The 25,344-nt window shown below is 46.4% G+C and carries 24 protein-coding genes; 12 read left to right on the plus strand and 12 right to left on the minus strand.

The genetic code is table 11. From position 1 onward, the window contains the following. Positions 1 to 118 precede the first annotated feature (118 nt). Both ACMHKJ_RS06095 and ACMHKJ_RS06100 read left to right on the plus strand, forming a co-directional pair. Complete coding sequence (locus ACMHKJ_RS06095; protein ID WP_413492603.1) at positions 119 to 754, plus strand: LysE family translocator; 636 nt, start codon at positions 119 to 121, stop codon at positions 752 to 754. 388 nt (positions 755 to 1,142) lie between these two features. Further along, entirely contained in the window at positions 1,143 to 2,627 is a 1,485-nt protein-coding gene (locus ACMHKJ_RS06100; RefSeq protein ID WP_413492604.1) for an aldehyde dehydrogenase family protein, read from the plus strand. 49 nt (positions 2,628 to 2,676) lie between these two features. Here ACMHKJ_RS06100 and ACMHKJ_RS06105 read toward each other — a convergent pair whose 3' ends face one another. Next, complete coding sequence (locus tag ACMHKJ_RS06105; RefSeq protein ID WP_413492605.1) at positions 2,677 to 3,663, minus strand: hypothetical protein; 987 nt, start codon at positions 3,661 to 3,663, stop codon at positions 2,677 to 2,679. Positions 3,664 to 3,866: 203 nt separating this feature from the next. On the opposite strand from ACMHKJ_RS06105, the gene ACMHKJ_RS06110 reads away from it, so the two are divergent. Then, positions 3,867 to 4,652, plus strand: a complete 786-nt coding sequence (locus ACMHKJ_RS06110; protein ID WP_413492606.1) for a sulfite exporter TauE/SafE family protein — start codon at positions 3,867 to 3,869, stop codon at positions 4,650 to 4,652. Here the strand turns inward: ACMHKJ_RS06110 and pdxR are convergent. Further along, on the minus strand, positions 4,649 to 6,136 hold the full coding sequence (pdxR, locus tag ACMHKJ_RS06115; protein ID WP_413492757.1) for a MocR-like pyridoxine biosynthesis transcription factor PdxR: 1,488 nt from the start codon (positions 6,134 to 6,136) through the stop codon (positions 4,649 to 4,651). The two genes, ACMHKJ_RS06110 and pdxR, sit on opposite strands and share 4 nt — an antisense overlap. 177 nt (positions 6,137 to 6,313) lie before the next feature. Between pdxR and ACMHKJ_RS06120 the strand changes: the two genes are divergently transcribed. Continuing rightward, complete coding sequence (locus ACMHKJ_RS06120) at positions 6,314 to 6,796, plus strand: GNAT family N-acetyltransferase (protein ID WP_413492607.1); 483 nt, start codon at positions 6,314 to 6,316, stop codon at positions 6,794 to 6,796. 56 nt (positions 6,797 to 6,852) lie between these two features. Here ACMHKJ_RS06120 and ACMHKJ_RS06125 read toward each other — a convergent pair whose 3' ends face one another. The 4 genes from ACMHKJ_RS06125 to ACMHKJ_RS06140 form a co-directional block, all read right to left on the minus strand. After that, entirely contained in the window at positions 6,853 to 7,734 is an 882-nt protein-coding gene (locus ACMHKJ_RS06125) for a DUF3289 family protein (RefSeq protein WP_413492608.1), read from the minus strand. Between the two features lie 157 nt (positions 7,735 to 7,891). Further along, the gene (locus tag ACMHKJ_RS06130) at positions 7,892 to 9,217 is read right to left on the minus strand and encodes an amidohydrolase (RefSeq protein ID WP_413492609.1); all 1,326 of its coding nucleotides are present in this window, start codon (positions 9,215 to 9,217) and stop codon (positions 7,892 to 7,894) included. A gap of 18 nt (positions 9,218 to 9,235) precedes the next feature. Continuing rightward, entirely contained in the window at positions 9,236 to 9,712 is a 477-nt protein-coding gene (locus ACMHKJ_RS06135; protein WP_413492610.1) for a hypothetical protein, read from the minus strand. A 2-nt stretch (positions 9,713 to 9,714) separates the two neighbouring features. Beyond that, a complete protein-coding gene (locus tag ACMHKJ_RS06140) occupies positions 9,715 to 10,512 on the minus strand; it encodes a DUF3100 domain-containing protein (RefSeq protein WP_413492611.1) in 798 nt (265 codons plus the stop codon). 1,588 nt (positions 10,513 to 12,100) lie between these two features. On the opposite strand from ACMHKJ_RS06140, the gene ACMHKJ_RS06145 reads away from it, so the two are divergent. The 8 genes from ACMHKJ_RS06145 (at position 12,101) to ACMHKJ_RS06180 (ending at position 19,519) form a co-directional block, all read left to right on the plus strand. After that, complete coding sequence (locus tag ACMHKJ_RS06145; RefSeq protein ID WP_413492612.1) at positions 12,101 to 12,685, plus strand: fimbrial protein; 585 nt, start codon at positions 12,101 to 12,103, stop codon at positions 12,683 to 12,685. Between the two features lie 100 nt (positions 12,686 to 12,785). Next, positions 12,786 to 15,290 (plus strand): fimbria/pilus outer membrane usher protein, encoded by a 2,505-nt coding sequence (locus ACMHKJ_RS06150; RefSeq protein ID WP_413492613.1) that lies wholly within the window; start codon positions 12,786 to 12,788, stop codon positions 15,288 to 15,290. Positions 15,291 to 15,346: 56 nt separating this feature from the next. Next, positions 15,347 to 16,081, plus strand: coding sequence for a fimbrial biogenesis chaperone (locus ACMHKJ_RS06155; protein ID WP_413492614.1), 735 nt, complete (start codon positions 15,347 to 15,349; stop codon positions 16,079 to 16,081). A 29-nt stretch (positions 16,082 to 16,110) separates the two neighbouring features. Continuing rightward, the gene (locus ACMHKJ_RS06160) at positions 16,111 to 16,602 is read left to right on the plus strand and encodes a fimbrial protein (RefSeq protein WP_413492615.1); all 492 of its coding nucleotides are present in this window, start codon (positions 16,111 to 16,113) and stop codon (positions 16,600 to 16,602) included. A gap of 9 nt (positions 16,603 to 16,611) precedes the next feature. After that, positions 16,612 to 17,097, plus strand: a complete 486-nt coding sequence (locus tag ACMHKJ_RS06165; RefSeq protein ID WP_413492616.1) for a fimbrial protein — start codon at positions 16,612 to 16,614, stop codon at positions 17,095 to 17,097. After that, on the plus strand, positions 17,097 to 17,645 hold the full coding sequence (locus ACMHKJ_RS06170) for a fimbrial protein (RefSeq protein ID WP_413492758.1): 549 nt from the start codon (positions 17,097 to 17,099) through the stop codon (positions 17,643 to 17,645). The genes ACMHKJ_RS06165 and ACMHKJ_RS06170 overlap by 1 nt, the downstream gene beginning before the upstream one ends. Before the next feature lie 7 nt (positions 17,646 to 17,652). After that, complete coding sequence (locus tag ACMHKJ_RS06175; protein WP_413492617.1) at positions 17,653 to 18,516, plus strand: MrpH family fimbial adhesin; 864 nt, start codon at positions 17,653 to 17,655, stop codon at positions 18,514 to 18,516. Positions 18,517 to 18,616: 100 nt separating this feature from the next. Continuing rightward, complete coding sequence (locus ACMHKJ_RS06180) at positions 18,617 to 19,519, plus strand: LysR family transcriptional regulator ArgP (protein ID WP_413492618.1); 903 nt, start codon at positions 18,617 to 18,619, stop codon at positions 19,517 to 19,519. A gap of 30 nt (positions 19,520 to 19,549) precedes the next feature. On the opposite strand, the gene fba is transcribed toward ACMHKJ_RS06180, so the two are convergent. The 6 genes from fba to ACMHKJ_RS06210 all read right to left on the minus strand — a co-directional run bounded on the left by fba (position 19,550) and on the right by ACMHKJ_RS06210 (position 25,341). Further along, positions 19,550 to 20,413, minus strand: coding sequence for a class II fructose-1,6-bisphosphate aldolase (fba, locus tag ACMHKJ_RS06185; protein WP_413492619.1), 864 nt, complete (start codon positions 20,411 to 20,413; stop codon positions 19,550 to 19,552). Positions 20,414 to 20,468: 55 nt separating this feature from the next. Next, a complete protein-coding gene (locus ACMHKJ_RS06190) occupies positions 20,469 to 21,434 on the minus strand; it encodes a carbohydrate kinase family protein (RefSeq protein WP_413492620.1) in 966 nt (321 codons plus the stop codon). A gap of 158 nt (positions 21,435 to 21,592) precedes the next feature. After that, entirely contained in the window at positions 21,593 to 22,987 is a 1,395-nt protein-coding gene (locus ACMHKJ_RS06195; RefSeq protein ID WP_067366229.1) for a PTS ascorbate transporter subunit IIC, read from the minus strand. A 110-nt stretch (positions 22,988 to 23,097) separates the two neighbouring features. Then, positions 23,098 to 23,379: a PTS sugar transporter subunit IIB gene (locus ACMHKJ_RS06200; protein WP_067366226.1), complete on the minus strand. Its 282-nt coding sequence runs from the start codon at positions 23,377 to 23,379 to the stop codon at positions 23,098 to 23,100. Beyond that, complete coding sequence (locus ACMHKJ_RS06205; RefSeq protein ID WP_413492621.1) at positions 23,376 to 23,825, minus strand: PTS sugar transporter subunit IIA; 450 nt, start codon at positions 23,823 to 23,825, stop codon at positions 23,376 to 23,378. The genes ACMHKJ_RS06200 and ACMHKJ_RS06205 overlap by 4 nt, the downstream gene beginning before the upstream one ends. Positions 23,826 to 24,240: 415 nt before the next feature. Next, positions 24,241 to 25,341 carry an ABC transporter substrate-binding protein gene (locus ACMHKJ_RS06210; protein WP_413492622.1) on the minus strand — a complete coding sequence of 367 codons (1,101 nt, stop codon included), beginning with the start codon at positions 25,339 to 25,341 and terminating at the stop codon, positions 24,241 to 24,243. Between the last annotated feature and the right edge of the window lie 3 nt (positions 25,342 to 25,344).

A 25,344-nucleotide genomic window follows, 5' to 3' on the forward strand; every position in this document is an offset into this window, starting at 1 on the left:
TAACATCTGTCTCTTTGCGGCGGAGCCATTTCCGCCGCGTCCATACCCAACATCATTCAGGATGCAGCCAACGAACCTGCACTTTGAATGAATAAGGGTATACAACACTGAGGTTACTATGAACCTATTTAACTGGAATGAATTTCTGGGGCTTGCGCTCGTTCATTTTTTCATTGTTGTCTCGCCGGGGCCGGACTTTGCCGTCACGTTGCGCCAGAGCATTTACTACGGACGCAAAGCCGGGTTGATGACAGCGCTGGGGATAGGCGCAGGTATTTCTGTTCATGTGGTATATACACTGATTGGCGTGACCGCCCTGATGCAGGCAACACCGTGGCTGATGAATGTTGCGAAATACATTGGTGCGGCTTACCTTATCTGGCTCGGTGTCCAATTCCTGCGCAGCAAAGGATCAAGTGCCAAAATCACACCGGACAATGCAGATTCAGGATCAGCACAAACCGCCGGAAAAGCATTTTGGATGGGTTTTCTGACCAATGCCACCAATCCGAAAGCGATGCTGTTTTTCCTGGCGATGTTCACCACGCTGGTCAGTGTGTCGACACCGGTATCGGTAAAATTGTTCTACGGTATCTGGATGTGTGGCGTGAATGCCGCATGGTTTATGCTGGTTTCCCTGCTTTTTTCCCATCAGCGGATACGCGAACGCTTCCTCGCCCACAGCAAACTGTTTGATAATATCATCGGAGTGGTGCTGCTGCTGTTTGCCGGAAGGTTATTATTGATGGTGTGAATTGAAGCCCGGTGTTACACGCCGGGCAGAAAATAAAAATACAGCCACCCGCCGATTGCCTCAGCATAGCGGAGTAATGCCCCTGGTCAAGGATCGTACTCACCTTTTTCCGGGCGTGAAACATTTTGCTTTTGAGTTGCCATCCTCGCAGCAACCTCAGTCTGCAATATTCCTGCTCTAACTTTATTTTCATAACCAATAAATTTGGTAATTAATGCTGCCGTTTGTATTTAGTAACCAATTAATCACCACGTTAATAGTTTGATATGGTAATGTTCCGGGACGTTAATAAAATACTTGTCAGCTATATTTCTGTGAATTTGTGCCTTGTTGTACCGATGAGGCCATCCCGGCACTCATCCGTCACCCGGATAGAACGGAGAAGATAATGATTAAGTTGAAAGATATTGAACACGCACTGCGCCCGCAACCATCCTACAAAATGCTGATTAACGGCCGCTGGACTGAAAGCAGTGATCACGCCAAAAGCCAGACATTTAACCCGGCAACCGGCGAACTGTTAGCCGATTACCCTGCCGGTACTGCGGAAGATGTAAATACCGCGGTCGCCGGTGCAAAAAAAGCATTTGAAACCTGGCGTCATACCTCCCCCGCTGAACGCCAGCAACTGTTACTGAAAATTGCCGACCGCCTGGAAGCAGAGAAAGAGCGCTTCGCCACTCTGGAATCCCTTGATAACGGCAAGCCGTACAACGAAGCTATTTCTATTGACCTGCCTGCCGCGATTGACCATTTCCGCTACTTTGCCGGCGCTATCCGCGCCCATTCAGATCAGGCCGATGTACTGGATGAAAATACGCTGAGTCTGGTGATCCGCGAGCCGCTGGGCGTTATCGGTCAGATTATCCCCTGGAACTTCCCGCTGCTGATGGCGGCATGGAAACTGGCACCGGTGATTGCAGCGGGTGACACCGTGGTGATAAACCCCGCCAGCCTGACACCCATCACACTGCTGGAACTGGGGCGCATCATGAATGATGTTCTGCCTGCCGGTGTTGTCAATATTGTTACCGGACGTGGCTCGGTCGTGGGTCAGGCGATTCTCGACCATCCGGATGTGGATAAAGTCGCGTTCACCGGCTCCACCAGCGTCGGCTATACCGTGGCAGAAGCTGCCGCGAAAAAACTGATCCCGGCAACCCTGGAGCTGGGCGGGAAATCCGCCAATATCGTGTTCCCGGATGCCAATATGGAAAAAGCGGTAAAATATGCCGCGATTGCTATCCTGATGAACCAGGGTCAGGCATGTGAATCCGGCTCGCGCCTGTTCCTGCATAAAGATATCCATGACGAATTCCTGAAAAAACTGAAAGCCCGCTTTGAGTCAGTCAATGTCGGCGACCCGATGGCGAAAGAGACACAGATGGGTAGCCAGGTCAGTCAGGGACAACTGGACACCATTCTCGGCTATGTTGAACTGGCGAAAAAAGAGGGTGCCACTGTTCTTACCGGCGGCGAGCGCCTGACCCGTGACGGGCTGGATGCCGGTTTCTTTATGAAGCCGACAATCATTACCAATGTCACTAATCAGATGCGCGTTGCCCGCGAAGAAATCTTCGGACCGGTGCTGGTTGTGATCCCGTTCAGTAATGAAGACGAAGTTGTCGCGATGGCAAATGATTCTGAATACGGGCTGGGCGGTGCGGTCTGGACACAAGATATTAACCGCGCATTACGCGTGGCAAAAGCGGTAAGAACCGGGCGTATGTGGGTGAATACCTATCATGAGTTACCGGCACATGCCCCGTTTGGCGGCTATAAAAATTCCGGTCTGGGGCGCGAAACCCATAAAATGATGCTGGATGCTTACACAGAAGTGAAAAATATCTATATCAGTACCAAAGAGTCATAATAAACCGCCCGGTAACACAAACTGTTACCGGGCCTTTTCTGTCTGTTCGTTACTTTTTATCTGTTGTTTCCGGATTTTTCCCGATAGATCGCGCAATACTGTACAGGCGGCGCATTGTTTCCGGGTCTGCCGTTTCCGCTACAACAATCACATAGCGCCGTTCTTTCAGGTCATACCTGAAATACGTACTTTCAGGCTTACCCCAGCGATTGTAATAAATAGCTCCGTTCTCTTCCTGATGCACCACACCTTTTTGTTTTTTCAGCCATTTATCAAAACGAAACCGGTATTTCGGGATTTTGACCAGATGAATAATACCTTCGGCTCCGCTGACAGGATCACTGAAGCGGTAAATCTCCACATTCTGATCGTCGCGATCGATCTGTATTCCACCGATATCGCGGACATAAGAGTCCGTTTCCTGTTTTTTCAGGCTCAGTGCCATCATTTCAGGCAGCGTAATTGCAATGTTTTCTGTCATTCTGACGGTATCACCGGGCACGTCCGGGAAGCCCGCCTGCTTATAATAAAGCCGCTGGGTATCCAGATACGCTTCATAGGCGGATGCTCTGGCATCAGACACCGCTTTCAGTCCGGCCAGTTTCTCTGACGTATGATCCGCTTTGGACAACGTCATAGAGAGGATACAGTTAAAAAAGCCGCACGCACCTTCTTTCTCGGTGGTCAGATACACAGTCTGCCCGCCGTCCGGTGTAGCCCATGTGGTTTGTATATTATTAAGATCGAACGTATTGCCGCTGATATCACTGTCAAACCGGCTGCCGCTGTTATCGACAGTGACCTTCGCCGGTTCAAAATAAAAATAGGTTGTCTCTTTCAGACCCACCATCGTTTCGCGGATAGCGGATTTCACATTTTGCTCCGGGTCCCCGGATGAGCTTTCATTATCTGCGGTGTTATCATATGTGACGGTAATATTATCAATCACATAATATCCATCCGGTGCCGGTGGCGGTGCTTCTTTACAACCCGCCAGCAGTGCAATCGCAACAGATAAAAAAACGCCCCTTTTCATGCAGTTTCCTTTCATTTCACTTATTACATAATTCCCCGCGTGATCATAACGCAAAAAATTCCAAATACTGACCGGAATAATCCTTATCTGCATGAACCTGCTTTATAAATATGATACCGGGGACAATTCCGCGTTTTTTTAGGGCTTTGCACCCGCTTGCGGTATGATAATACGCCTGTTTTATTCTGTATCAGGGATACGCAATGATAGCGACACTCACAACACTGGCCACCGGTGCCGTCACCGGGCTGATTATCAGCACCACCGGCGTGGGCGGCGGGGTTATCGTGTTGCCCATCCTCGCCTATCTCTACGGAATGAATGCCCTGATGGCCGTTGCGACAGCCAACCTCCTCTCCATGCTGATGAAAATCACCTCGTCCTGGTTACATTACAGACTCGGAAATATTCCGCTGAAACGCGCAATGATTGTTATCGGTATTATGCTGCCCGCAACATTTGGTGCCAGCCTGCTGGTGAGCTATCTCGCCTCCGTTCCCGCCTGGCAGACCACCGTTAATCAAACCATTAATCTGCTGGTGGTTGCCGCGATCCTTTTTTCTCTCTGGTTATTTATCCGGCGGATGTTTTTCTGCCCGCCGCTGCCGCCTGCGGATGCATCAGACCCCATTTCTGTACGCGCACTGCTGCTGCCGGGGATTGCCGCCGGTATTGTATTAGGCGCAACGGGTGTCGGTGGCGGAATAGTGGTACTACCGATGCTGCTGCGTTACGCCAAAATGGATATCAAACAAGCTATCGGCACCTCCATTTTTGTCACAACGTTGCTCTCCGGATCGTCTGCCATTGCTTATATGCAGGACGGACACACCGATGTCAGCCTGGCGTTGTGGTTATTCGCCGGCTCCCTTATCAGTATGCCGCTGACCAAAATTCTGCTGATACGGATGCCGGATCGCGCATTTCAATATGCAACCCTGGTGCTTATCCTGTGCAGTGCCGTAATGATGATCCTGAAACTGTTTTAAGCGACCGTAACGCCTGCCGCCTGTAATGCCGCCGCCAGACGGCGGACCCCGTCCCTGAGCGGTTCTGCCGGATATGCGGCAAATCCGAACAAAACCCCTTCCTGCGGGGTATCCGGACGACAATAACGCGACAGCGGCTGCATACCCATCCCACAAGCGCGCCCTGTCTGTATCACAATCTGAGCAGGAACCCGGTTTTTCATCCGGCACATCAGATGAATACCTGAATCGCTGGGAACAATATCAAATACCGCAGGCAGATAATGATTAATCGCATCAGTGAGCGCATGCTGCCGTTCATAGCAGGCTTTGCGGACGCGCCGTACATGACGTGCGTAATGACCTTCATTGATAAAGCGCGTCAGTGTCGCCTGCTCCAGATAGCCACACCCGGTATCAGCAAAGTATTTTATCGCGGTAAATGCCGGGATCAGCGCTTTCGGCACGACCAGAAAACCCAGCCGGAACGCGGGGTATAGCATTTTGGAGAAGGTGCCCGCATAAATCACCCGCTGATGCCTGTCCAGCCCCTGCAATGCCTGAAGCGGACGATCCGCATAACGGAACTCGCCGTTGTAATCATCTTCCAAAATCCAGACATGGTGCTTCGCCGCCCAGGACAGTAATGCTGCGCGCCGGGACAGACTCAGGGTTCCGCCTGCCGGAAACTGATGAGACGGTGCGGTAAAAACCAGCCGGGCATCAGGCCAGCGGCTCAGTCCGTCGTGAATATCCATCCCCTCTTCATCCACCCGGATCGGGCGCACTGTCAGCCCCTGAGACACAAACGCCCCGCGCGCACCGTCATATCCCGGATCATCCAGCCAGACTTCATCTCCCGGCTGTAACAGTGTCTGAACCGTGAGATTAATCGCCTGCTGTGTGCCGCTCACAATCAGAATCTGATCTTCATCGCACTGCAATCCTCTGGTAGCACGAACATAATGACAAATTGCCCGGCGCAGCGGCAGGTAACCATGGGGATCACTGTGTGTATGCAACGCGTGACGGGACTGACGCCAGACCCGCCCCAACAACCGCCCCCAGACATCATGAGGAAAAAGATCGACACACCCGGTGCCGACCATAAATAACGAATCTGACGGCGCGCCGGAGGATGCCCGCAAGGACAGCAGCTGATCCGCCAGCGGGCTGATATTTGCAATCACCGCCGACGCCGCATCCTCTGCCGGAGATGAAACCGGCCGGCTGATACGGTGATCCGGCAGATTATCGGCGACAAAGGTTCCCGAGCCCCGCCTGGTGATGAGATAGCCCTCATCCTGCAAACGCTCAAATCCGGCAATAACAGAGTTACGGGAAATTCCCATCATTTCCGCCAGCGCCCGCCCGGACGGTACTTTACTGCCGGCATGCAGACGTCCGCTGAGAATCGCCTCGCGCAGGGCATGATATACCTGATCTTTGATTATTCCGTGACCGGTAAGTAACTCAGGAAACGCTGCTGCGCCGGATTTTTTCATCATCACCTGCCAAATTATCTGCTGAAAAGTGGATCTGTTAAAAATACAAAAAGTGTATCTTATAAAGAACCAAAATAACACGTACTCTTCACGTCATGGAAAGCGCGTTTTCTTCTTATTTTCACAATTTTGCGACACACCGGGTGCTGTCGCGTTAAGAATGATGAGGGAAAAACCATGAATAATACAATGACATCGTCAGCACCAGCGCTGGCACAAGTAACTGTTTCACCTGCCACACAAAATGATTATGCGGGCTGGTTGCCGCACTGGCTGGCGTATCAGGAATTTTATAAAGTCAGTTTTGAGGAAGAAGTCACACTGACCACCTGGTCACGTTTCTTTGATGAAAATGAACCTATGTACTGCGCCATTGCCCGCATGGACGGCAAAGTGGTGGGATTTGTTCATTATCTGTATCACCGTTCGTGCTGGGCAGAAAAAGAGTTCTGCTACCTGGAAGATTTATATGTGGACCCGACTGTGCGCGGGCAGCATATCGGTAAGCAACTGATTGAATTTGTTCAGCAACAGGCGGTCGCCCGTCCGTGCGGGCGCCTCTACTGGCATACCCATAAAGACAATACCCGCGGTCAGCGCCTGTATGACTGGGTTGCTAATAAATCCGGTGCTATTGAATATATTATGCCGCTGAAATAACAGATATTTTTGCAGGTACAAAAAAGACCCTTTACGGGTCTTTTTTTATGCCATTTTTATACGCTGTCCTCAGTATCACTGATTTGTATGCTGCCGGGGCGCTTTCCGGTAACTTCTGCCGTTGTTTTTATATTGATAACAAACGGTTTAAAGCCGAATTTTTCATAGCGCTGCAATACATACCAGAGACGGAAAAACCGGTTGTTACCATTAAAGTGTTGCATGTCGCCGGTGCTTAATCCGAAATGCCCCTGAAGCTGATAACTGAGCAGTGCGGTAAAATGGCCATTCTTAATATTCAGCGATTCCAGGGTAATCTCAGTCGCCCAGGTATCATTGAGAATAACCGGTGTTTTTCTTTTTAAATCATGCCAGCGACTGTATGCCGGTAACAATGTCTTATTCAGCCCTTCACGAAATTTATTCTCAATATTCACATTGTTGCACAATTTTCCTGCCTGCCAGTCGATATGGGCCGTCAGTGTTTTTCTGACAGAGGCCAGCACCGGATTCAGTGCATCCCGATTCAGTATATTGTCACGGAACGAATAATCCAGCGCGCGATCACGATACGGTTTACCGTTTGCACGCTGCATATGGGAGATAAGTTTACTTAAAATTCCCCTGTAACCACATGACCAGGAAAACTGAGAGGATAATTGCCGCATTTCATCAAACAGGATCCGGCTGCACACTTTTGCGCCGAGGTTAAAAACCTGAGGCCTGTAATTCAGTCCCATAAAGGCAGGATGACAACCCGCAGCAGCTTCGGATTTTTGCATAGTATACGGATCTACCTGAGCAGAAACATCGCAAAGCCGCAACTGGTCACGAAGCGCAAGAGTATCCAGATCACCAGACCGCATATCATCCGTACGGTAATCATCCCTGCGTCGCTGTGACTGATAAATTAATAAAGGTGCTGATATTATCGCCATTCTGTCCCTGAGTGTTGTCTGCATCTTTCTTATGCAATGGTGATTTTATCACCAACAACAGGATAAATCTTTTCCGTCTGTCTGAAAGCGGGACAAAATCAACAGAAAGCGGGAAACCATAGAGAAAAGGCCCGTTTCCGGGCCTTGACGGGGATTATCAGTTTTTAAAGGAACCGATAAATTTGAGGTACTCATCTTTTTTCATCAGCGGCGTGTATTCTGCCAACAGTGTTTCAGCACCGGCAGCATCATCAAACAGCAGATCAATAATGGTCATTGCCATCATCTGAGCCGGGCGGATATAGGCCATATCATCATCAAAGACCACATAATCCTTCCCGTGCAGACCGCCGCGGATTGAGCCAATCCACGGATGACTGACCGGCATGATGTGGGAGAGATCCCCGGTATCTGTACTGCCGGTCATGTGCTCGGCAACCCAGACATTTTCATCACCAATCAACTCGCCCGCATTCTGCTGTAACAGGTCATTCAGTATGGCGTTGTTATACAGCGGCAGATAGCCCGGTAAATCTTTCACTTCCACTTCCGCACCAACAGACATCGCACCAGCCACCAGAGCACGGGTAATGCGTTCGTTGGCATCAATCATAGCCGGAACGTTTGATGCGCGGACATAGCTTTCCATCCGTACATCACTCGGTGTGACATTCACCAGATCACCACCCTGGGTGATGATCGGGTGGAAGCGGATGTAATCTTTCTCCTGAAAGGTTTCACGCAGAGCATTGACGCCCATGATACCAATCATTGCCGCATTCAGGGCATTAATGCCCAGATGCGGAGCCGCCGCCGCGTGTGCCGGTTTGCCTTTATAATTAATCAGCTTACCGACAAACCCGTTAGTGGTTGTGGAGATTTCAATAAACCCGTTAGCACGCTCAGATTTGACGCTGGTTAAGTGGATTTGCATTGCCATATCCACATCATCAAATTCGCCGAGAGAAATCAGCTCCGGCTTACCACCGATATAACTGATTTTTCCCTGCTCAATCAGTTTATTACGATATGCAAGTTCCACATACTCTTCCGCAGGAACAGCGAAAGGTACAACGTCCCCCGCAAGATACGCCATCGCCCCGGAATCAATCAATCCCATGGTGACGGCCATCATATTAGCTATCTGCGCATTATGACCACAACAGTGCGCCGCACCGGTCTGATCATCAGCATCAGGATGTTCAGCACAAATAATGGCATCCAGCTCACCGATCACCGCAACACTTCGCTTACTGCCTTTTCCGCCTTTAAGACGGGCTTTAACCCCGGTGAGAGCCAGCTGATTACGGTAGCTTACGCCCAGAGAATCAAATGCAGCTTCAACTTTCTTCGCCGTTTTGGTCTCTTTATAACCGAGTTCAGGCTCCGCCCAGATATTCTCTGCCAGTTTCTTAATGTCACTCTTGCGGGCAGCAATTGCCTCACAGACTTTCGCTTTCAGTTGGTCTTTAGTCATTGTCATGCTGAATACTCCGCCTGATTAAATAACACCGCTCCATGTGAGCGTCAATTGACCGATAAGTGCAGCAAATAAGAATGTCCCGGAGAACACTGCCAGCGATACCGGGATGATGCGCCAGGAGATAGCTTTGAACTTATCAATATCTTTGCCCAGTGAAAGACCGGCAAAGGCCAGTACTGTCGTACTGATAACCGCAATGGAAACTTTACCTGTCATCGCGATCATTTCTTTGTCGTACGGGAACAGCGGTGAACACAGACCGGCAGCAATCAGGGAAACCCAGAAGATAACCGGCAGTTTGCCTAACGGCGGGATCATTGCGATCAGGTAAGCCACAAAGGACATCCCGCCCAACAGGCTCATCGCCAGCAAGGTATCACTGAACACCTGCCCGAACTCACCACGCCCGTACATAGAGCCGCCGACGGCATCACCGAGCGCGGTAAACAACACAACCAAAACCAGGATTACGGCAATTTCTGTCATCTTTTTCATGATTAATTATCCTTATTAGTATCCGCAGTCGCCGTAGCACGTTTTCCTTTAAATTTGTTGTACAGGTAAGACGCAAACGGTAAGGAGAAGAAGATATAGATGTACAGACCTAATACAGAGGACATCAGGTTTGCAGAAGATGAGAATGCCTGAATATCAGCAGCCTGATCAGGATAAAGTTCCAGCAGAGGTGCAACAGCCGCCGCCAGCATTGAACCACTTCCCACACCGGCGCCCATCGCCAGAGCAAGCGGGCTCATAATATCAAGACCGGCAATCACACTCGCGAGAATACCCATCCAGACGGCACCGTATAACGTACCGCAGATATACATCGCCATCACACCACGGCCTTCCGGTGAACTTAATCCGTATTTGGCTTCGATAATGGCAATATTAGGTTCCCGGCCGACAGAATACGTCGCACCAACCGCTTCACGTCCCATACCTAACATAATAGCCAGCGGCAGACCCATCAGAATGGTACCGATAAAGTGGCCGACTTCCTGTAAAACCAGCGCACCACCCGCCTGAATGATTTTTTCCCAGGACGCCCCGACAGATGTACTCAGTTTGGCAATCAGGATAACCAACGCCACACTCATAATGGAGGCAGCACGGGCCATGTTCTTTTCATTGAGGATTTTGAATTTCGGAAAACTGATAATACCACCCATCAGCATCGAATAAAGCATCGGGAAAATCATCACCAAACTGATCTTAATTTGCCCTATTGCTTCCGCGAGGAGAATGATAAATAAGCTGACCAAAAGCAACTTACTATCTTTTAATATATCCATAGTGTTACCTTTATAGGAATTGTTATTGAGAATTACTCGTGTGTATTTATATAAAAACGTACCCCTTCCTTATTCATACTACCTGTGAGACTGTTTTCCTGACAATATTCCGAAAACTCCTCTTCCATGCCTTTTAGGAATGATGAAAATAAATAAATTAATATTTATTGATTAACCCTGCTTCTTTCACTTATTTCGGGATAATAATTAATAAAAATAATGTTACTTTTCAATCAGATGAGATTTGATATCTTTTTGTGAAAAATATTATTCGATAAGTGATGTTTGTTTTTATTCAAATAATCATAAAAATCGTCAAATAAATCCATAATGTGAGCCCGCCCCTGTTTTTTTAATTATTCCTCCATAAAATCACATTATTGATAATTTTATATAATCACGAAAATAGAACTTTATCCCTGAATTTATTCAGCAGTCCCCAGCCACAACGCTCAGTTACACCTTATTACCAACGTTAGGTCAGAATATTAAACTGTTTACTGAAAGACAGGTCAGATAACGATAGGATAAATAAATCAGATATAGATCACGCTATGATGTAAATATAGATGTAGCTCACACTATTGAGTATTCTCTCCGTTATATACCCAAAAACCAGACAAAGGGAGGTTACGTAAGTGGCATAGCTCATTACGGGGTAACATTTCAGACTATTTTTTATCCTATCCGGGTACCGGCAGAGAACACGTTGCTTATATTAAATAAACGCGACCGTTTGTTTGTTTTATGTTATGAAAAGGTATAGATGACTTTTCAGGGGGAAAAGAGCCTGCGCACAAATAAAAAAAATATACCGGTCTACATACAATAACATGCAATCACCCGTCCATTTTTGAGTTAATCGATATACTCTGTGCCACTGTAAATAAGTAAAAATAATTTAACTCTTATCCATGTAATATTTTTGCGCAACAACTATATTGGTACGATATTGCTACCGTCAATGAGATTGTGAGCAGTCCCACAAAATAAAAATAGTAAATAAACCTTCATGATGTAATTGATAATAGATCCTGTTACCTTAAATAACCGATTACAGGCATATACCTAAGCACAAAAACTAATCACTTCACTACATGATTATAATCAAATGGGTTACGTAAATAGTAATGATAACCAAAAATGTGCATTTAATGATGGATGATTCAGGTTAAAATTTCACTTTCATGCTAACCAGGCATACTAAAACACCAGAAATTTTAATTTTAGTGATATATATATAACCCAGTCACAAAACAACCCGATATTTACATCTTCATCATAAATGCATTTCGTGAACTAATTGTGTTCATGTCAGAGATATAATTCTACCTGCGATACACATCCTGAAACTTAACGTTGAATGTTAATGTAATATAAAAAATAGCAGTACTCACCACTAAATTGACACGCTATAAAACAAACAACATAATATGAGCAAGTATTTAGAGTGTACAGCCCTTAATTACCCGAATTAAATATACACGATATTATTATATGTCGTGGCGTTATCTATTTCATTACCCTTGTTATCAAAAATAAGACATTACTTTTAACACTGACAAATATCCCTGATAAAGGAAATAACATGAAACTTCAGAAAGTATTACTCTCAGTTGTCCTGGGATCATTATTTACTATCGGCTACGCTCAAGCTGAAGATGCTGTTCCAGAAGTAAAAAGTGGTCTTGGTACCGTTCATTTCAAAGGTTACATTAATAACGTACCATGCTCTATTGATAGTAAATTCCTGGACCAGACAGTTGATTTCGGTGAAATCAGCCGTAATGAATTAACTACTGGTACTTACCGTACTGATAGCAAAAACTTCAATATTGAACTGAAAAACTGTGATACCACAACATACAAAACAGCTCAGATTCAATTTACTGCACCCACTATCGAACTGACAGATGGTACCGCAACCTCTAAATATGTTGGTCTGGGTTCTATTCAAAATGCCGGTATCGCACTGACTGACAGCGGTGGTAGAGCAATTGAACTGGGTTCACGTTTCCCGGCTGAAAAATACACCCTGAACGGTGGTAAAGATCAGATCACGCCACTGAACTTTGCAGCCTACGTGAAAGGTAATCAGTCTGCTGTTGCCGGTGAACAGGCAACAACAGGTCGTTTCGATACCCCGGTTAACTTCCAGATTTTCTATCAATAACAGGATCGTTACTGATTAAAGATTGAATATATGCAGTGGTATGCACGGACTGCTTCCGCCACTGCATTAATGAATAAATCAATGGTGGTCGGCGTTATTTATGAAGCTCGCAACAACAATAAAAATACTCGCCGCTTCGATCATTGTATCCCTCCAGATAGGCAATGCATTTGCAGAAGAGGCGGTTAATTTCAATACCTCTTTTCTTGATGCAGATAGCCAGGAAATAGACTTCTCCAAATTTAGCCGTGCTCACTATGTTATGCCCGGTACTTATCTTTTAGCTATAAAACTAAATAATAATATTATTGATAGTGAAGAAAATATCCTTTTCTACACTCCTGAAGATGATCAGGAAATAACCCATCCTTGTATTACACCTGAATTATTCAAACAGCTTGACCTTAAAGAAGAATGGAAAAATAAAGCAAACTGGCTGACTCAGGATAACTTACAGTGTCTGGATATACGCACTATTCCTGAGATGCAGGCAACCGGTGATATTCCCGGTAATAAGCTGAACATTAATATTCCCCAAGCGTATATGGAGTACAACGATCCATCCTGGGATCCGCCTGCCCGCTGGGATGACGGTATTGCCGGCTTTATTTTTGACTATAATGCCACCGCGACCTACAGCAAATTCCAAAAAGATCAGGATAACGGAAAAAACGATAAGAAAGAGGTCGTCGGTTATGGTGATGTCGGAGTAAACCTCGGCGCCTGGCGGGTCCGTGCTGAATGGCAGGGAACCGGAGGCGACCAGCCTGACAGTACAAAACGCTGGCAGTGGAACCAGGTATACGGCTATCGCGCACTGCGTTCAATCAGTGCCCGCCTGATGATGGGTGAGCAATATCTGACCTCCGAACTGTTTGAAAGCTTCCGCTACCTCGGTCTGAGCCTGGAGACAGATGAAAATATGTTTCCGCCACTTTTACGGGGTTATGCGCCGGAAGTGGCCGGGGTTGCACGCACCAATGCGACCGTTATTATCCGCCAGGGCGAGCGTATCGTGTATCAGGAGCAGGTCAGCAGAGGTCCGTTCCGTATCCGTGATATGAACTATATCGGTGATGGTATTCTGAATGTCACTATTAAAGAACAAGATGGCAGTGAGCAGCATTTCACTATTGAAACTTCCCGCCTGGCGACATTAACGCGCCCGGGCCAATTCCTGTTTAAACTGGCCGCCGGAAAACCGATGGCAGATAACCACAAAACGGAAGGTCCCGATTTTGGTGTGGGCAGTTTCTCCTGGGGGATGAACAATAACACCACGTTATTCGGTGGTGCGCTGGCAGCCGCTGATTACCAGAACGTCTCTGTCGGGGTCGGGCGCGATATCGCACCATTCGGAGTATTCTCCGTGAAAGTATCCTATTCCCGGGCGCAGTTGGATAATCTTGCAGATAAACAAAATAAGAGCGGCGCATCTTACAGTGTTACCTATTCAAAAGAATTTGATGCCATCAACAGTCAGCTGACCTTCGCCGGTTATCGCTTCTCCGAGCGGGATTACATGACAATGAATCAGTTTGTCGACCAGCGCTATCGCGGCAGTAATACCGAAAGCAGCAAAGAGATGTATAACATCATCTTTAATAAGGTATTTCCGTCTCTGCGCATGAACGTCTATCTGAACTACAGCCATCAGACATTCTGGAATAAGCCAAGCATCAATAACTACAGCATGACATTGTCACGCAGCTTTGACTGGGCAGATAAACGCAATCTTAGTGTCAGTATGTCGGCATACAGAACTGAATCTGACACATCAAAAGATAATGGTATTTATGCCAGCTTATCCGTGCCACTTGACGACCACAAAGGTATGGTTAGTTACAGCGGCAGCTATAATAAGAAAGCACACAGTAACAATATTAACTATTACACAGATATTGATAATGCCAGCAGCTACTCCCTTTCTGTCGGGGAAGGCGATAATAATATTAATGTCGCCGGTTTTTACAGCAATGAAGGGGGAAATAACTACCTTTCACTGAGCGGTACTTATGTCCGGGATGATATTGTGACATTATCTGGTCAGTCCCGCGGCGGTATGACTCTGACAAAAGAAGGTGCGGCATTCCACCGTAGCGGAAATACAATGGCACCGCGTATTCTTATCGATACCAATGGTGCTGCCGGTATATCTGTGCGCGGTACCGGGAAATCAGTACATTCAAACCATTTCGGAAAAGCAGTTATCCCGACAGCGACGGCCTATTCACGCAGTCAGTTATCCCTGGATCTGGATGATTTACCGGATAATGCCGAAGCACTGACATCAGTCCAGGCCGCAACAATGACATCCGGCGCTATCGGCTACCGTAAATTTAATATTGTCGAAGGCTATAAAATTATGAGTATTATTGCCATGAGTGATAATTCTCATCCGCCATTCGGTGCATCCGTTCTGAATGACAAAAATGTGGAAATCGGAATTATTGCAGATAATGGCGCAGCTTACCTGACAGGGATCCAGCCGGACCAAAATCTGAATGTCGCCTGGAGCGGACAGACACAATGTTCAATCCACATCCCGGCAACACTGGATGATAATTTTAAATTTAATATGCTGTTGCCCTGCCTGAAAAAATAAAGCGGCACAGACATGTATATACCTGAATTGATAGATGACTCCGTAAGGAACGAGACATGCAAAAAGTAACAATATTATTCTGTGCTGCACTGACGACCCTGGCATTAACACCACTGGCGGCCAATGCGGCAATCGCACTGGACAGAACCCGTGTAATTTATAATGAAGGTGATAAATCTGTGCCGCTGACAGTGACAAATGAACACCTCAGTAAACCGTATCTGGCACAATCCTGGATTGAAAACAGCGCCGGTCAGAAAATTACATCCCCTATCTTTGTCACCCCGCCGGTTCAGCGGATAGAAGCGAACAGCAAAAGTCAGATAAAAGTTCAGTTATCACCGGAAGCCACATCATTACCGGCAGATCGTGAGTCTGTATTTTATCTGAATGTCCGTGAAATCCCGCCGGCGGTTGAAAAAAGCAATGTACTGCAAATTGCGCTTCAGACCAAAATCAAACTGTTCTACCGCCCGAAAGCCATTCAGGTACAGGACAGAATGGAGATTATTGACGGTGCGCAGGGGATCCGTATGACACAAAATGGCGGGCAATATACCATTGATAATACAACTAATTTCCATCTTTCAGTCACACGCATGGAAGCCAGCGGCGGAAAAGAAGTGAAATTCGACCCGATCATGGTGGCCCCGAAATCCTCCGCAACCTTCAGTGCTCCGGCTTTAGGGAATGCCCCAACGGCTTACTACGTTAATGATTATGGTGATACCAAGCCGCTGAAATTCAGCTGTAACGGAAGTACCTGTACCGTACAGGCAGACAATAAATAATCCGCCCGGAAATAAAAGGAGAAACGCCGGTGAGCCAGTCATTTTTAACCCGCACAGGATGTGCAGCACTTTTGTGTCTGCCTCTGACGGTATCCGGCGCGTCCTATACCTATCTTGATGTTTATGTCAGGGGGGAAATTTATTCCGCCCCCTGCAAAGTCAATCAGGGTAAAAATATTCTGGTGGATTTTAAAGATGTTATTACCACACGCATTGATCATGATAATTACAGTGAAAAGCTGGATTACCGGATAGAGTGTCAGGATAACCGGGCCCGCGGAATAAAAATGTATATCAGCGGCTCAGCCTCTACAGTCGACAAGCGCTATCTGTCCACCAGTGCAACTGATCTGGCTGTTAAATTTCAGGCCGATAACAACCTTCTTCCGCTGAATGAAAAAATAAATGTTCAGTATCCGTCTCAGCCGGAAATAAGAGTGGTACTGGCCAAAAAGCCCGGTGCCAAATTGCCGTCCGGAAATTTCAGTGCAAATGCAACTATCCATATTGAATACGAATAAGGCGCTGTGATGAAACTATTTTCCGCTGCTCTGCTCCTGGCATGTATAACCGTACCGGTATACGCGGGTGCAGCTCACAGTTCTGCCGACATCATTATCACCGGAAAATTGGTGCCACCGCCGCCCTGCAAGGTCAATAATAATGAAGAGATTCTGGTTGATTTTCAGCGTGTACAGATAAAATCGCTGGAAAAAGCAGATACCCGCAGGGATGTGGATATCCCCTTTGTCTGTGAGCAGGAAGGCACTGATTTCAAATACTATCTGACCGTGGATGGCCCGCGTGCCCAGTTCAATAATAAGCTGATTAAAACCAACCTGAGCAATCTGGCATTCAATATCGAGCTGGCGGGAACAAAGCTGGATTTAGGTAAAGCGCAACTGGTTAACAGTCGTCATCTGACACTGACGATGGTATTGACAAAGAATCCGAACGGGGAGTTGTCGCCTGGTCACTTCAGCGGGACCGGTACTGTGACTATGGAGTATTTTTGATGATATTTCGTCCGTCTGCTCTCTGTGCGTTGATATTCGGTGCCACACTCTCTTTCTCAGCCGGCTTTATCCCTGCCGCTAATGCGGCGGATAATCTGCGGGTAACAGGTGAGTTATATAATGACCCCTGTACCTTATTACCTGAAAATAAAGAATTACTGGTTGATTTCAGTGACGTTTCATTACCGGATCTTTATGACGGAACAGAAGTCAGCAAGTCATTTTCGCTGGTTTTATCTGAGTGTAATATCAGTGACCTGAACCGTTTTAAGATTAAATTTACCGGTGCGGCCTCTGCAGAGCTGAAAGAATATCTTGCACTTGATGCTTCCAGTAATGCCGGGGGCTTTGCTATCGGCATCAAAACAGAAGCTGCATCCATTATCCCGCTGAATCAGTTCTCCAATGCCATTAATATTGCCGGCAACGGTGAAAATAAAATCCGGTTTATCGCTTTTTTAAAAGTCGTGCCTAAAGCACTGGCAGATAAAACAATTAAGTATGGTGCATTTAACTCCACCGCCTTTCTGACTATCGACTACTTCTGAGGCCGGTATGAAAAATATTATCCGTTATCTGAGTGTACTGACTACGCTCTTTTTATTCACTCTTTCCACCGCACAGGCAGAAATTTACAGCTATATTACGAGCTCAACCAAAGACGGGTCCGCAATTGTTTATGACTACACCATTGCGGCCTGGACTCCGCCACCACGTGGCACTCTGAATCCCTGTATTACTGCCGGACTGACTAAATCCTGCTATGCGAATATTAATCACCGCCACACTAATGCCAACAAAGGTGGTGTCACATCACGTAACGACAGTAATTTTAACAGTCGCTGTCAGGGAAACTTAGCTATTCTGCCGGATGCGCGTGATGTCTATGACTATATTTATAATAACTGCTTTGGCGGATTACCTTACACGGGGGAGACAAATCATAAAGGGGATACTATCCGTAACGAGTGTGTCACCCTTTTCCTGACAGCTAAATCAAAGGAGGGCGGAGGCTATATGTTTCCCGGTGCTATTTGTGGTGTATCCCCGCCACCCGGCGGAATATGCAGTTTTGATGTCGGTAACCCGAACATTTTTTTAGATCATGGCCGTATTCAGGACGATATGATTAATGGCAATGTCGCCTCGCAATACCTGACCGTAAAATGCAGTAAAGATACGATTGTCCGGGTGTATTCCATTTCTGACACAGAAAGTCGTCTGAAACTCAAACAAAATCTGTATAGCCGGCTGACACTGAATAACTACCCGCTGAACGCATCACAGGGAGGCGTTCAGATGTTTGTCCAAAGTGATTACCCGACAAATGCCGAGCTGAAAAGTACACTGGAAACAACCGGAACCGTCGCCCCGGGGGCATTCAGTGGTATGATATCTATTATCATGACTATTGACTGATATTCCGTTATGCGCCGGCTGTACTCTGTGCCGGCGTTTTCCTCCTGCCTGCCTTTTCGTGTAGAATAGCGCTACTTTTCGCCACCACCGCTGAGCCGCCATGAAGAATGTAGATTATAAATCACTGAGATTGCTTGATCTTATTATCAAAGAGCAGGGATTTGAAAAAGCATCGGCAAAACTGTTTATTACCCAGTCAGCAGTCTCTCAGCGCGTGAAACAACTGGAAAACCAGGTCGGCTCTCTGCTCCTGACACGGACAGTACCGCCAAAACCGACAGAATTGGGGCAAAAATTACTCGGACTTTTATATCATGTTGATTTAATTGAGCATGATGCGTTTGATAATGAAAGCGGCAACCATGTGGTGACCATCCCTATTTCTATTAACGCCGATTCACTGGCAACCTGGTTTCTCGGCGCAATAAAACCGATTCTGGATGACCGGGCAATCCGCCTGGATATTAAAGTGGATGATGAAAGCCGCACACTCGACTATCTGCTGAAAGGTGAAGCCGTCGGGGCAATCAGTATGCAGCCGCTGCCTGCGGTCGGCGGAACCTGTGATTATCTGGGCGCGATGGATTATATCTTTGTTTCAAGCCCGGCATTTGCAGAGAAACATTTTAAAAACGGGGTTACCAAAGAGGCATTGCTGCGTGCACCTGTCATCTCATTCAACCATTCATCTGATATGCACCATATTTTTCTTCAGGAATACTTCCGGTTAACCCCCGGCAGCCTGAACAGCCACATAGTGCCTTCATCAGAAGCTTATATTCAGCTGATATTACAAAATTCAGCCTGCTGTATGATTGCAGAACATCAGATTAAACATGAGCTTGAATCAGGCAGGATGGTTAATCTTGTACCGGAACTGGTTCAGCAGAAACAACTTTACTGGCATCGCTATCAGCCGGAGTCCGCCACATTACAACGCATCTCTCAGGCAATTATTGAAAACGCAAAAAATTACCTGACTCAGTCTCCGATGACCGCCTGAATGGCGGTCATTATAAGAATAAACAACAGGTTAAATTGCCTGACCCGCAGAGCCGAACAGACGCATCCGCTCTTCCACTCTCTCTGCAACCGGTTTTAATCCTTTCATAATCACTTTGCGCGGATCATTAATATCATGTGCGCCTTGCTGGTCGAACTGCTCTTTTACGGCCAGGCACCAGGCATACATATTTTCAGTATTCACATTGATTTTTGCCGTGCCCAGTGAAATAGCTCTCTTCATATCCTCATCACAAATTCCTGTACCGCCGTGCAATACCAGCGGAACACTCACCAATTGTGCGATGTGCTGCATTTCAGCAAAGCCCAGTTTCGCCTTACCTTTATACAGCCCGTGAGTAGAACCGAGTGCGGCGGCCAGGCAATCTACACCAGTTTCTTCCACCAGCGTCTGACACTCCTGCGGATCGGCGTAAATCACATGGGAATTAATAATACCGTCCTCACTGCCTGCAATGGTTCCCAGCTCAGCTTCAACAGAAACACCACGGCGGTGGGCATAGGTTACCAGACGTTTGGTTATTGCCAGGTTTTCAGCAAATGGCATATGAGAGCCGTCAAACATCACAGAGCTGAACCCCGCATTAATTGCCGCTTCACAGGCTTCATAAGACTGGCCGTGATCCAGATGCAGCGCAACCGGGACATCAATTTCCAGGTAATCCATCGCATTAATAACAATATCGTGAATACATTTCAGCCCGAGCATGTGTTTTATCGTCCCGCCGGAGACGCCTAAAATAACCGGTGAACGCAATGCCTGAGCGACGCTTAATACCGCCCCCGTCCACTCCATATTATTAATATTAAACTGACCGACGGCATACTGATGTGCGAAGGCACGATTGAGCATATTCTGCATCGAAACTAGCATTGGTATTCCCCTTGTTGGCGTATACCCGTATGACATTGGGTATATAACTCAGAAATCAATCAAAATAATTTTTCAGGTTTCTTTCATATTTATTAACAGCATTATGAACATCAGCCAAATCAGGCATTGATTCGCGCACCCCTTTTTTCTCAATAGAAATAGCGGCAGATAAACTGGCAAACAAAATAATATTTTCTATATGCCAGTTATAATGAACGCCATACGTAAAGGCGCCGTGGAAAATATCACCTGCACCGGTTGTATCAATGGCATTACAGACAAATGCCGGTGATATTGTCAGCATTCCGTTCTGTAAATAAGCGCATCCTTTCTCCCCCAGCGTAATAAACGCCTGCCCGCGTGCGAGCTTATTCAACTCTGTTAATGCTGACTTTAACTGACTGTCAGTTGTAAATTTATCAATTTCAATCAGATCACGGGAAAAATTTTCACTGGCGACCAGATAATCGGTATATTTAGCCAGATTTAAATTACTTTCTCTCAGTGACCCCGCATCCATTACGACGCGGGCATCGGGTAATCGCTGAATAATATATTCACTTAACTCCGGTTCATGACCATCAATTAATATTGTGGTCACTTCTCCTTTATCCTTTTGTGTCAGTTTATTAATTAATTCATCAATTTTATGCTTTTCTTCAAATGTCATGCGGGGTGGTAATGGTAATTTCCGCGTGATAATTGTTCGTGAGCCATTTAATTGATTTACTAATACTGATGCAAGCGGAGTGATCATTTCATCATTAAAAATGACATAATCTGTATTCACACCAACATCATGAAACTCATTAATAATTTTCTGACCATAAATGTCGTTATTAAGGTGTCCGGTATAATAGATGTCTTCACCCCACAGCCCTAATAACCAGGCGGCATTTGCACACGGGCCGCCTCCGCTTTCAATAAAATCCCCGGAGAAATTTTTAGTATTCTCTTCCGGCCAGCGGTTAAGAAAAAAGAACTGGTCGAAGCAGGATAAACCGACAGAAATTACTGCCATGACAACTCCTTAAAACATTTCGTCAGCATATACACTTATTCATTCAAACCACAGGTTCGTTGGCGGAACGATGCCAGTCGGGTCACATACTGATGTATGCTCCCCGTCTGTTTTCCCTTGCCGCCTGCCTGCATCTTGAATAGCGTTGGGTATAGTATTTATTTATGTGCACGGTCTTTTTCAATTAATTCGTCATAACTGAGGGTATCACCAACCACTTTGACTGATTTAAAGGCAAACGGGATTAATAATGCCAGCAATAAGACAAAGCAAATCAGGTAAATCGCAATTTGTCCGAAGTGAGTAAATGCTTCTCCGATAACAATACCCCAAACCGCGAAGTCAAAGTCTGCGAATGTACTATTTTCAAAACCGAGATTACCCAGTGCCGGTAATAACATCGCCGGTAAAAATGCCAGGAAAATACCGCCGATGAAGGATGCAATAATACACCCCTTTTTCCCGCCCAGTTTGTCAGCGAAAACACCGGATGTACCACCACAGAAGAAATGCGGCACCATGCCCGGGATAATCAGTGCCATACCCAGACCACCGAGCATCAGCATACCCACCAACCCGCCGATAAAGGAGCTGATAAAACCAATAACCACCGCTGTCGGGCTGAAAGTAAAGAAGACCGCGCAGTCAACTGCCGGAATAGAATTCGGGATAAGCTTCTGGCTGATCCCCTGGAATGCAGGCACCAAATCACCCAAAATTAAGCGGACACCGCTGTAGACAATCGCCACCCCGACCGCAAATTGCAGACCGGTAATAATGGAGAAGATAACCATATTTTGTTCAGTGATAGTGCTGATATAACCGGAACCTGCCACAATGCTGCACACCAGATAGATAACAACCATAACAATACCGGTAGTGACTGTGGTATCACGCAGGAAGCCCCATTTTTCTGAGATTTCAGTATCGGCAAATGAGTCTTCCGCTTTACCGACTTTGCCCGCAATCCACGCCGACAGGTAATAGCCGAGCGACCCGAAGTGTCCCATGGCAATCCCGCCGTCTTCTGTCACGCGTTTGGTATAACGCTGCCCGATAGCCGGAGAGATAGCAGACCATGAACCCAGCAGGAAACCGCCGATAAGCACCATTTCCCAACCTTTAAAACTCGCCGCCTGTAATACTGCAGAAAATAAACAAGCTAAAAAGAAAGAGTGATGTCCGGTTAAAAAGATATATTTATATTTGGTCAGTCGTGCAATTGCGAGGTTAAAAATAAAGCCGAGTAATAAAATACTCATGGTTTCCACACCCAGTACTTTCTGGGCAACAGAAACAATGGCTTCATTATTCGGAATAACACCACGGATATTAAATCCGGCTTCAATAATACCACCGAGCGGGTTCAGGTTTGCCACAATAACACCGGCACCTGCACTCAACATTAAATAACCGAGAATAGGTTTTAATGTACCGGTTAATAATTTATTAACCGGTGATCGTAATGCCAGCAATCCCACCAGGGAAATAATACCCATGAGAAAAGCAGGTTGACTGAATATCTCAGTCAGAAATGAGAGAATATAAGTCATATTTTAATTCCTGTAAAAGAAATGAACTATACCCGACGTCATTCAGAATGCAGACAGGCGGCAGACGGAGCACCGCCAATAAATCTACAGTTTGAAGGAATAAGTGAATATCAGGACTGACTCAGTTTAAGTAAAGCCTCTTTAATATCTTCAGCAATTTTTGCTTTATGAACATAACTACGGATCACGGCAACCTGACAGTGTGCAGGGAATTGCGAAGCCAGTTCTTTAATCGTGACGTATAAATCTGCTCTTTCACCAACCGCATTAGCAAAATCAACTGATGCGACATCGGCTTTAATCCCCATCTCCTCACAAATTTTTTTTACATTATTAGCCGCCATTAACGAACTGCCTATACCATTGCCGCATACGGTTCTTATTTTAATCATGCTGTCCTCTCTATCGACGCCCGGATAAAGTGTAAAATCTGTTCTTTATTATTTTCTTTTACAAATTCAGTAATATTATTCTCAATAAGGTAGGCCACTGTCTGAATCAGATGAATATGGGTATCCGGGTCCGTTGCGGTAATCGCAATAATAACGTTTACCGGATCAAATTCTTCATGATGAAACACCAGTGGCGTTCCGGTTACCACAACAGAAAATGCAGTTTTTAACGCGCCTTTTTCCGGTCTTGCATGTGGCATCGCCACACCGGTATCCAGAACAATAACCGGACCAAATTCATGATAAACGCGGATCATCTCCTCGATATAATCATGGTTACAGGCTCCGGCCTGGTATAGCAACCCTCCGGCGTAACGTATTCCCTCCTCCGGAGAGGCAAAATGCTGATTCAGGGATAACAGCTCACTGTCGAAATAAATCTCCAAAACCGCGCTCCTGATGTGAATTTTCTTATTTTTAAAGATGGACTAAATATGTGTAAATAAGTAGCGATACGGATCACATTCCCGTTTTAAAAATGTGAGTGTCGTCTCGTTTACCTGAAATAGCGCTTTATCGTTTAAAGCAAAATATAATGCAATAAATTCATTATGTTATTTTTTTCAGTGATTTTTTTTGTTTTTATTTTTATGCCGGAATATGTGCTCTGACTCAGATTTATTCTTACAAAAATGAGTTTTACATCACATTTACATAGCTGTTGAATAATGAGATTGGGAGGAAGATCAAATCAGGGGACTGAATCGCAGAAATTTTAACCGGTGAGAGAAAATGAACCAAAAAATAAGGGCAACCGGGGATGCTGCCCTTATTCATAATATACCTTAATGAAGGAACAGATTACTGCGCCGTCACCCAAAACGTCCCGGCGCCACTGATTGCCGTAAACCGCTGGTGAAATGAGATAATTTCCGCCTGCGGATTCAAGTCACTGAATGCCTGAGGGTGGAAAAATGCCCCAAGTGCCTCTGCGGCAAAAATATTCAGCGGGCTGTTATAAAAGTTATGGTAAATCGCCATCACTCTGTGTGATTTTACCGCTTCCAGTGACGCAAGCCCCTGCCGGTTCATCAGCGCGTTCATCTCTTTCCGCGCCGGTTCAGGCGGTACACCGTAACCAAGGCTTACCGCCTCTGAACGCCGGTTATATTGCTTCCAGTCGGCACCCGTCAGCACATAAAACTGCGGATTGAGATGCAGGATATTCTCTGTGTTACTTTCCGCGCCGTTTGCCGGTATTGATTCACTGACCAGATTGTTTCCGCCCGCCAGTGCCGCTAACTCACCAAAACCAGTGCGCCCGTACAGCTTGCAGCACTCATTACCGAATAATCCGGCATTGCTTTCAATCAGTACAGAAGCGGTCTGCTCCGGCAGCCGTTTGCGCAATGCCGCCAGTTTCAGCTGATAATATTCAGTGAATGCGTCAGCCCGGTCCTGTGTGTCAAATAGCTCCCCGAGGATCTGAATACTCTTCGGTGTGTTTTCTGTCATATCACTGCGAAAATCAATAAAAATCACAGGGATCCCGGCAGCTTCCAGTTGCGGCAGCAGATTTGAGCTTTTCATCAGTCCGTAAGACGATTTATGCATCAGCACGGCATCCGGCGACAGTGCCAGCAGATTTTCCACCACAAACGTACCGTCTTTACTCTTAGGCAGAACCGGCAAACGCGCCAGCTCCGGCACCACATCCAGATACGCCGCTTCCAGATCAGGCGCATAGTGTGCCAGCGTATCACTCCATCCGCTGAGAGAGGAAAGGTGATTCTTTCCGGCAGCAATATCCACCGCCAGAATATCGCGGGCATCCGCCAGAAACAGTCGTTTTACCGGGGTATTCACGGCAACCGGGCGGCCCTGCAAATCAGTAATGATCCGGGTCTGAGCCTGTGCTGCCACGCTCAGGACCAGGGTTACAACCAACAACAATATACGCATAGA

The sequence above is a fragment of the Morganella psychrotolerans genome (genome assembly GCF_965118875.1).
Classification (GTDB): Bacteria; Pseudomonadota; Gammaproteobacteria; order Enterobacterales; family Enterobacteriaceae; genus Morganella; species Morganella psychrotolerans_C.

What these genes read in the sequence shown, in the direction of transcription:
- ACMHKJ_RS06095 (WP_413492603.1), top strand. Translation starts at nt 119, where the DNA reads ATGAACCTATTTAACTGGAATGAATTTCTGGGGCTTGCGCTCGTTCAT.
- ACMHKJ_RS06100 (WP_413492604.1), top strand. Translation starts at nt 1,143, where the DNA reads ATGATTAAGTTGAAAGATATTGAACACGCACTGCGCCCGCAACCATCC.
- ACMHKJ_RS06105 (WP_413492605.1), bottom strand. Translation starts at nt 3,663, where the DNA reads ATGAAAAGGGGCGTTTTTTTATCTGTTGCGATTGCACTGCTGGCGGGT.
- ACMHKJ_RS06110 (WP_413492606.1), top strand. Translation starts at nt 3,867, where the DNA reads ATGATAGCGACACTCACAACACTGGCCACCGGTGCCGTCACCGGGCTG.
- pdxR (WP_413492757.1), bottom strand. Translation starts at nt 6,136, where the DNA reads ATGAAAAAATCCGGCGCAGCAGCGTTTCCTGAGTTACTTACCGGTCAC.
- ACMHKJ_RS06120 (WP_413492607.1), top strand. Translation starts at nt 6,314, where the DNA reads ATGAATAATACAATGACATCGTCAGCACCAGCGCTGGCACAAGTAACT.
- ACMHKJ_RS06125 (WP_413492608.1), bottom strand. Translation starts at nt 7,734, where the DNA reads ATGGCGATAATATCAGCACCTTTATTAATTTATCAGTCACAGCGACGC.
- ACMHKJ_RS06130 (WP_413492609.1), bottom strand. Translation starts at nt 9,217, where the DNA reads ATGACAATGACTAAAGACCAACTGAAAGCGAAAGTCTGTGAGGCAATT.
- ACMHKJ_RS06135 (WP_413492610.1), bottom strand. Translation starts at nt 9,712, where the DNA reads ATGAAAAAGATGACAGAAATTGCCGTAATCCTGGTTTTGGTTGTGTTG.
- ACMHKJ_RS06140 (WP_413492611.1), bottom strand. Translation starts at nt 10,512, where the DNA reads ATGGATATATTAAAAGATAGTAAGTTGCTTTTGGTCAGCTTATTTATC.
- ACMHKJ_RS06145 (WP_413492612.1), top strand. Translation starts at nt 12,101, where the DNA reads ATGAAACTTCAGAAAGTATTACTCTCAGTTGTCCTGGGATCATTATTT.
- ACMHKJ_RS06150 (WP_413492613.1), top strand. Translation starts at nt 12,786, where the DNA reads ATGAAGCTCGCAACAACAATAAAAATACTCGCCGCTTCGATCATTGTA.
- ACMHKJ_RS06155 (WP_413492614.1), top strand. Translation starts at nt 15,347, where the DNA reads ATGCAAAAAGTAACAATATTATTCTGTGCTGCACTGACGACCCTGGCA.
- ACMHKJ_RS06165 (WP_413492616.1), top strand. Translation starts at nt 16,612, where the DNA reads ATGAAACTATTTTCCGCTGCTCTGCTCCTGGCATGTATAACCGTACCG.
- ACMHKJ_RS06170 (WP_413492758.1), top strand. Translation starts at nt 17,097, where the DNA reads ATGATATTTCGTCCGTCTGCTCTCTGTGCGTTGATATTCGGTGCCACA.
- ACMHKJ_RS06175 (WP_413492617.1), top strand. Translation starts at nt 17,653, where the DNA reads ATGAAAAATATTATCCGTTATCTGAGTGTACTGACTACGCTCTTTTTA.
- ACMHKJ_RS06180 (WP_413492618.1), top strand. Translation starts at nt 18,617, where the DNA reads ATGAAGAATGTAGATTATAAATCACTGAGATTGCTTGATCTTATTATC.
- fba (WP_413492619.1), bottom strand. Translation starts at nt 20,413, where the DNA reads ATGCTAGTTTCGATGCAGAATATGCTCAATCGTGCCTTCGCACATCAG.
- ACMHKJ_RS06190 (WP_413492620.1), bottom strand. Translation starts at nt 21,434, where the DNA reads ATGGCAGTAATTTCTGTCGGTTTATCCTGCTTCGACCAGTTCTTTTTT.
- ACMHKJ_RS06195 (WP_067366229.1), bottom strand. Translation starts at nt 22,987, where the DNA reads ATGACTTATATTCTCTCATTTCTGACTGAGATATTCAGTCAACCTGCT.
- ACMHKJ_RS06200 (WP_067366226.1), bottom strand. Translation starts at nt 23,379, where the DNA reads ATGATTAAAATAAGAACCGTATGCGGCAATGGTATAGGCAGTTCGTTA.
- ACMHKJ_RS06210 (WP_413492622.1), bottom strand. Translation starts at nt 25,341, where the DNA reads ATGCGTATATTGTTGTTGGTTGTAACCCTGGTCCTGAGCGTGGCAGCA.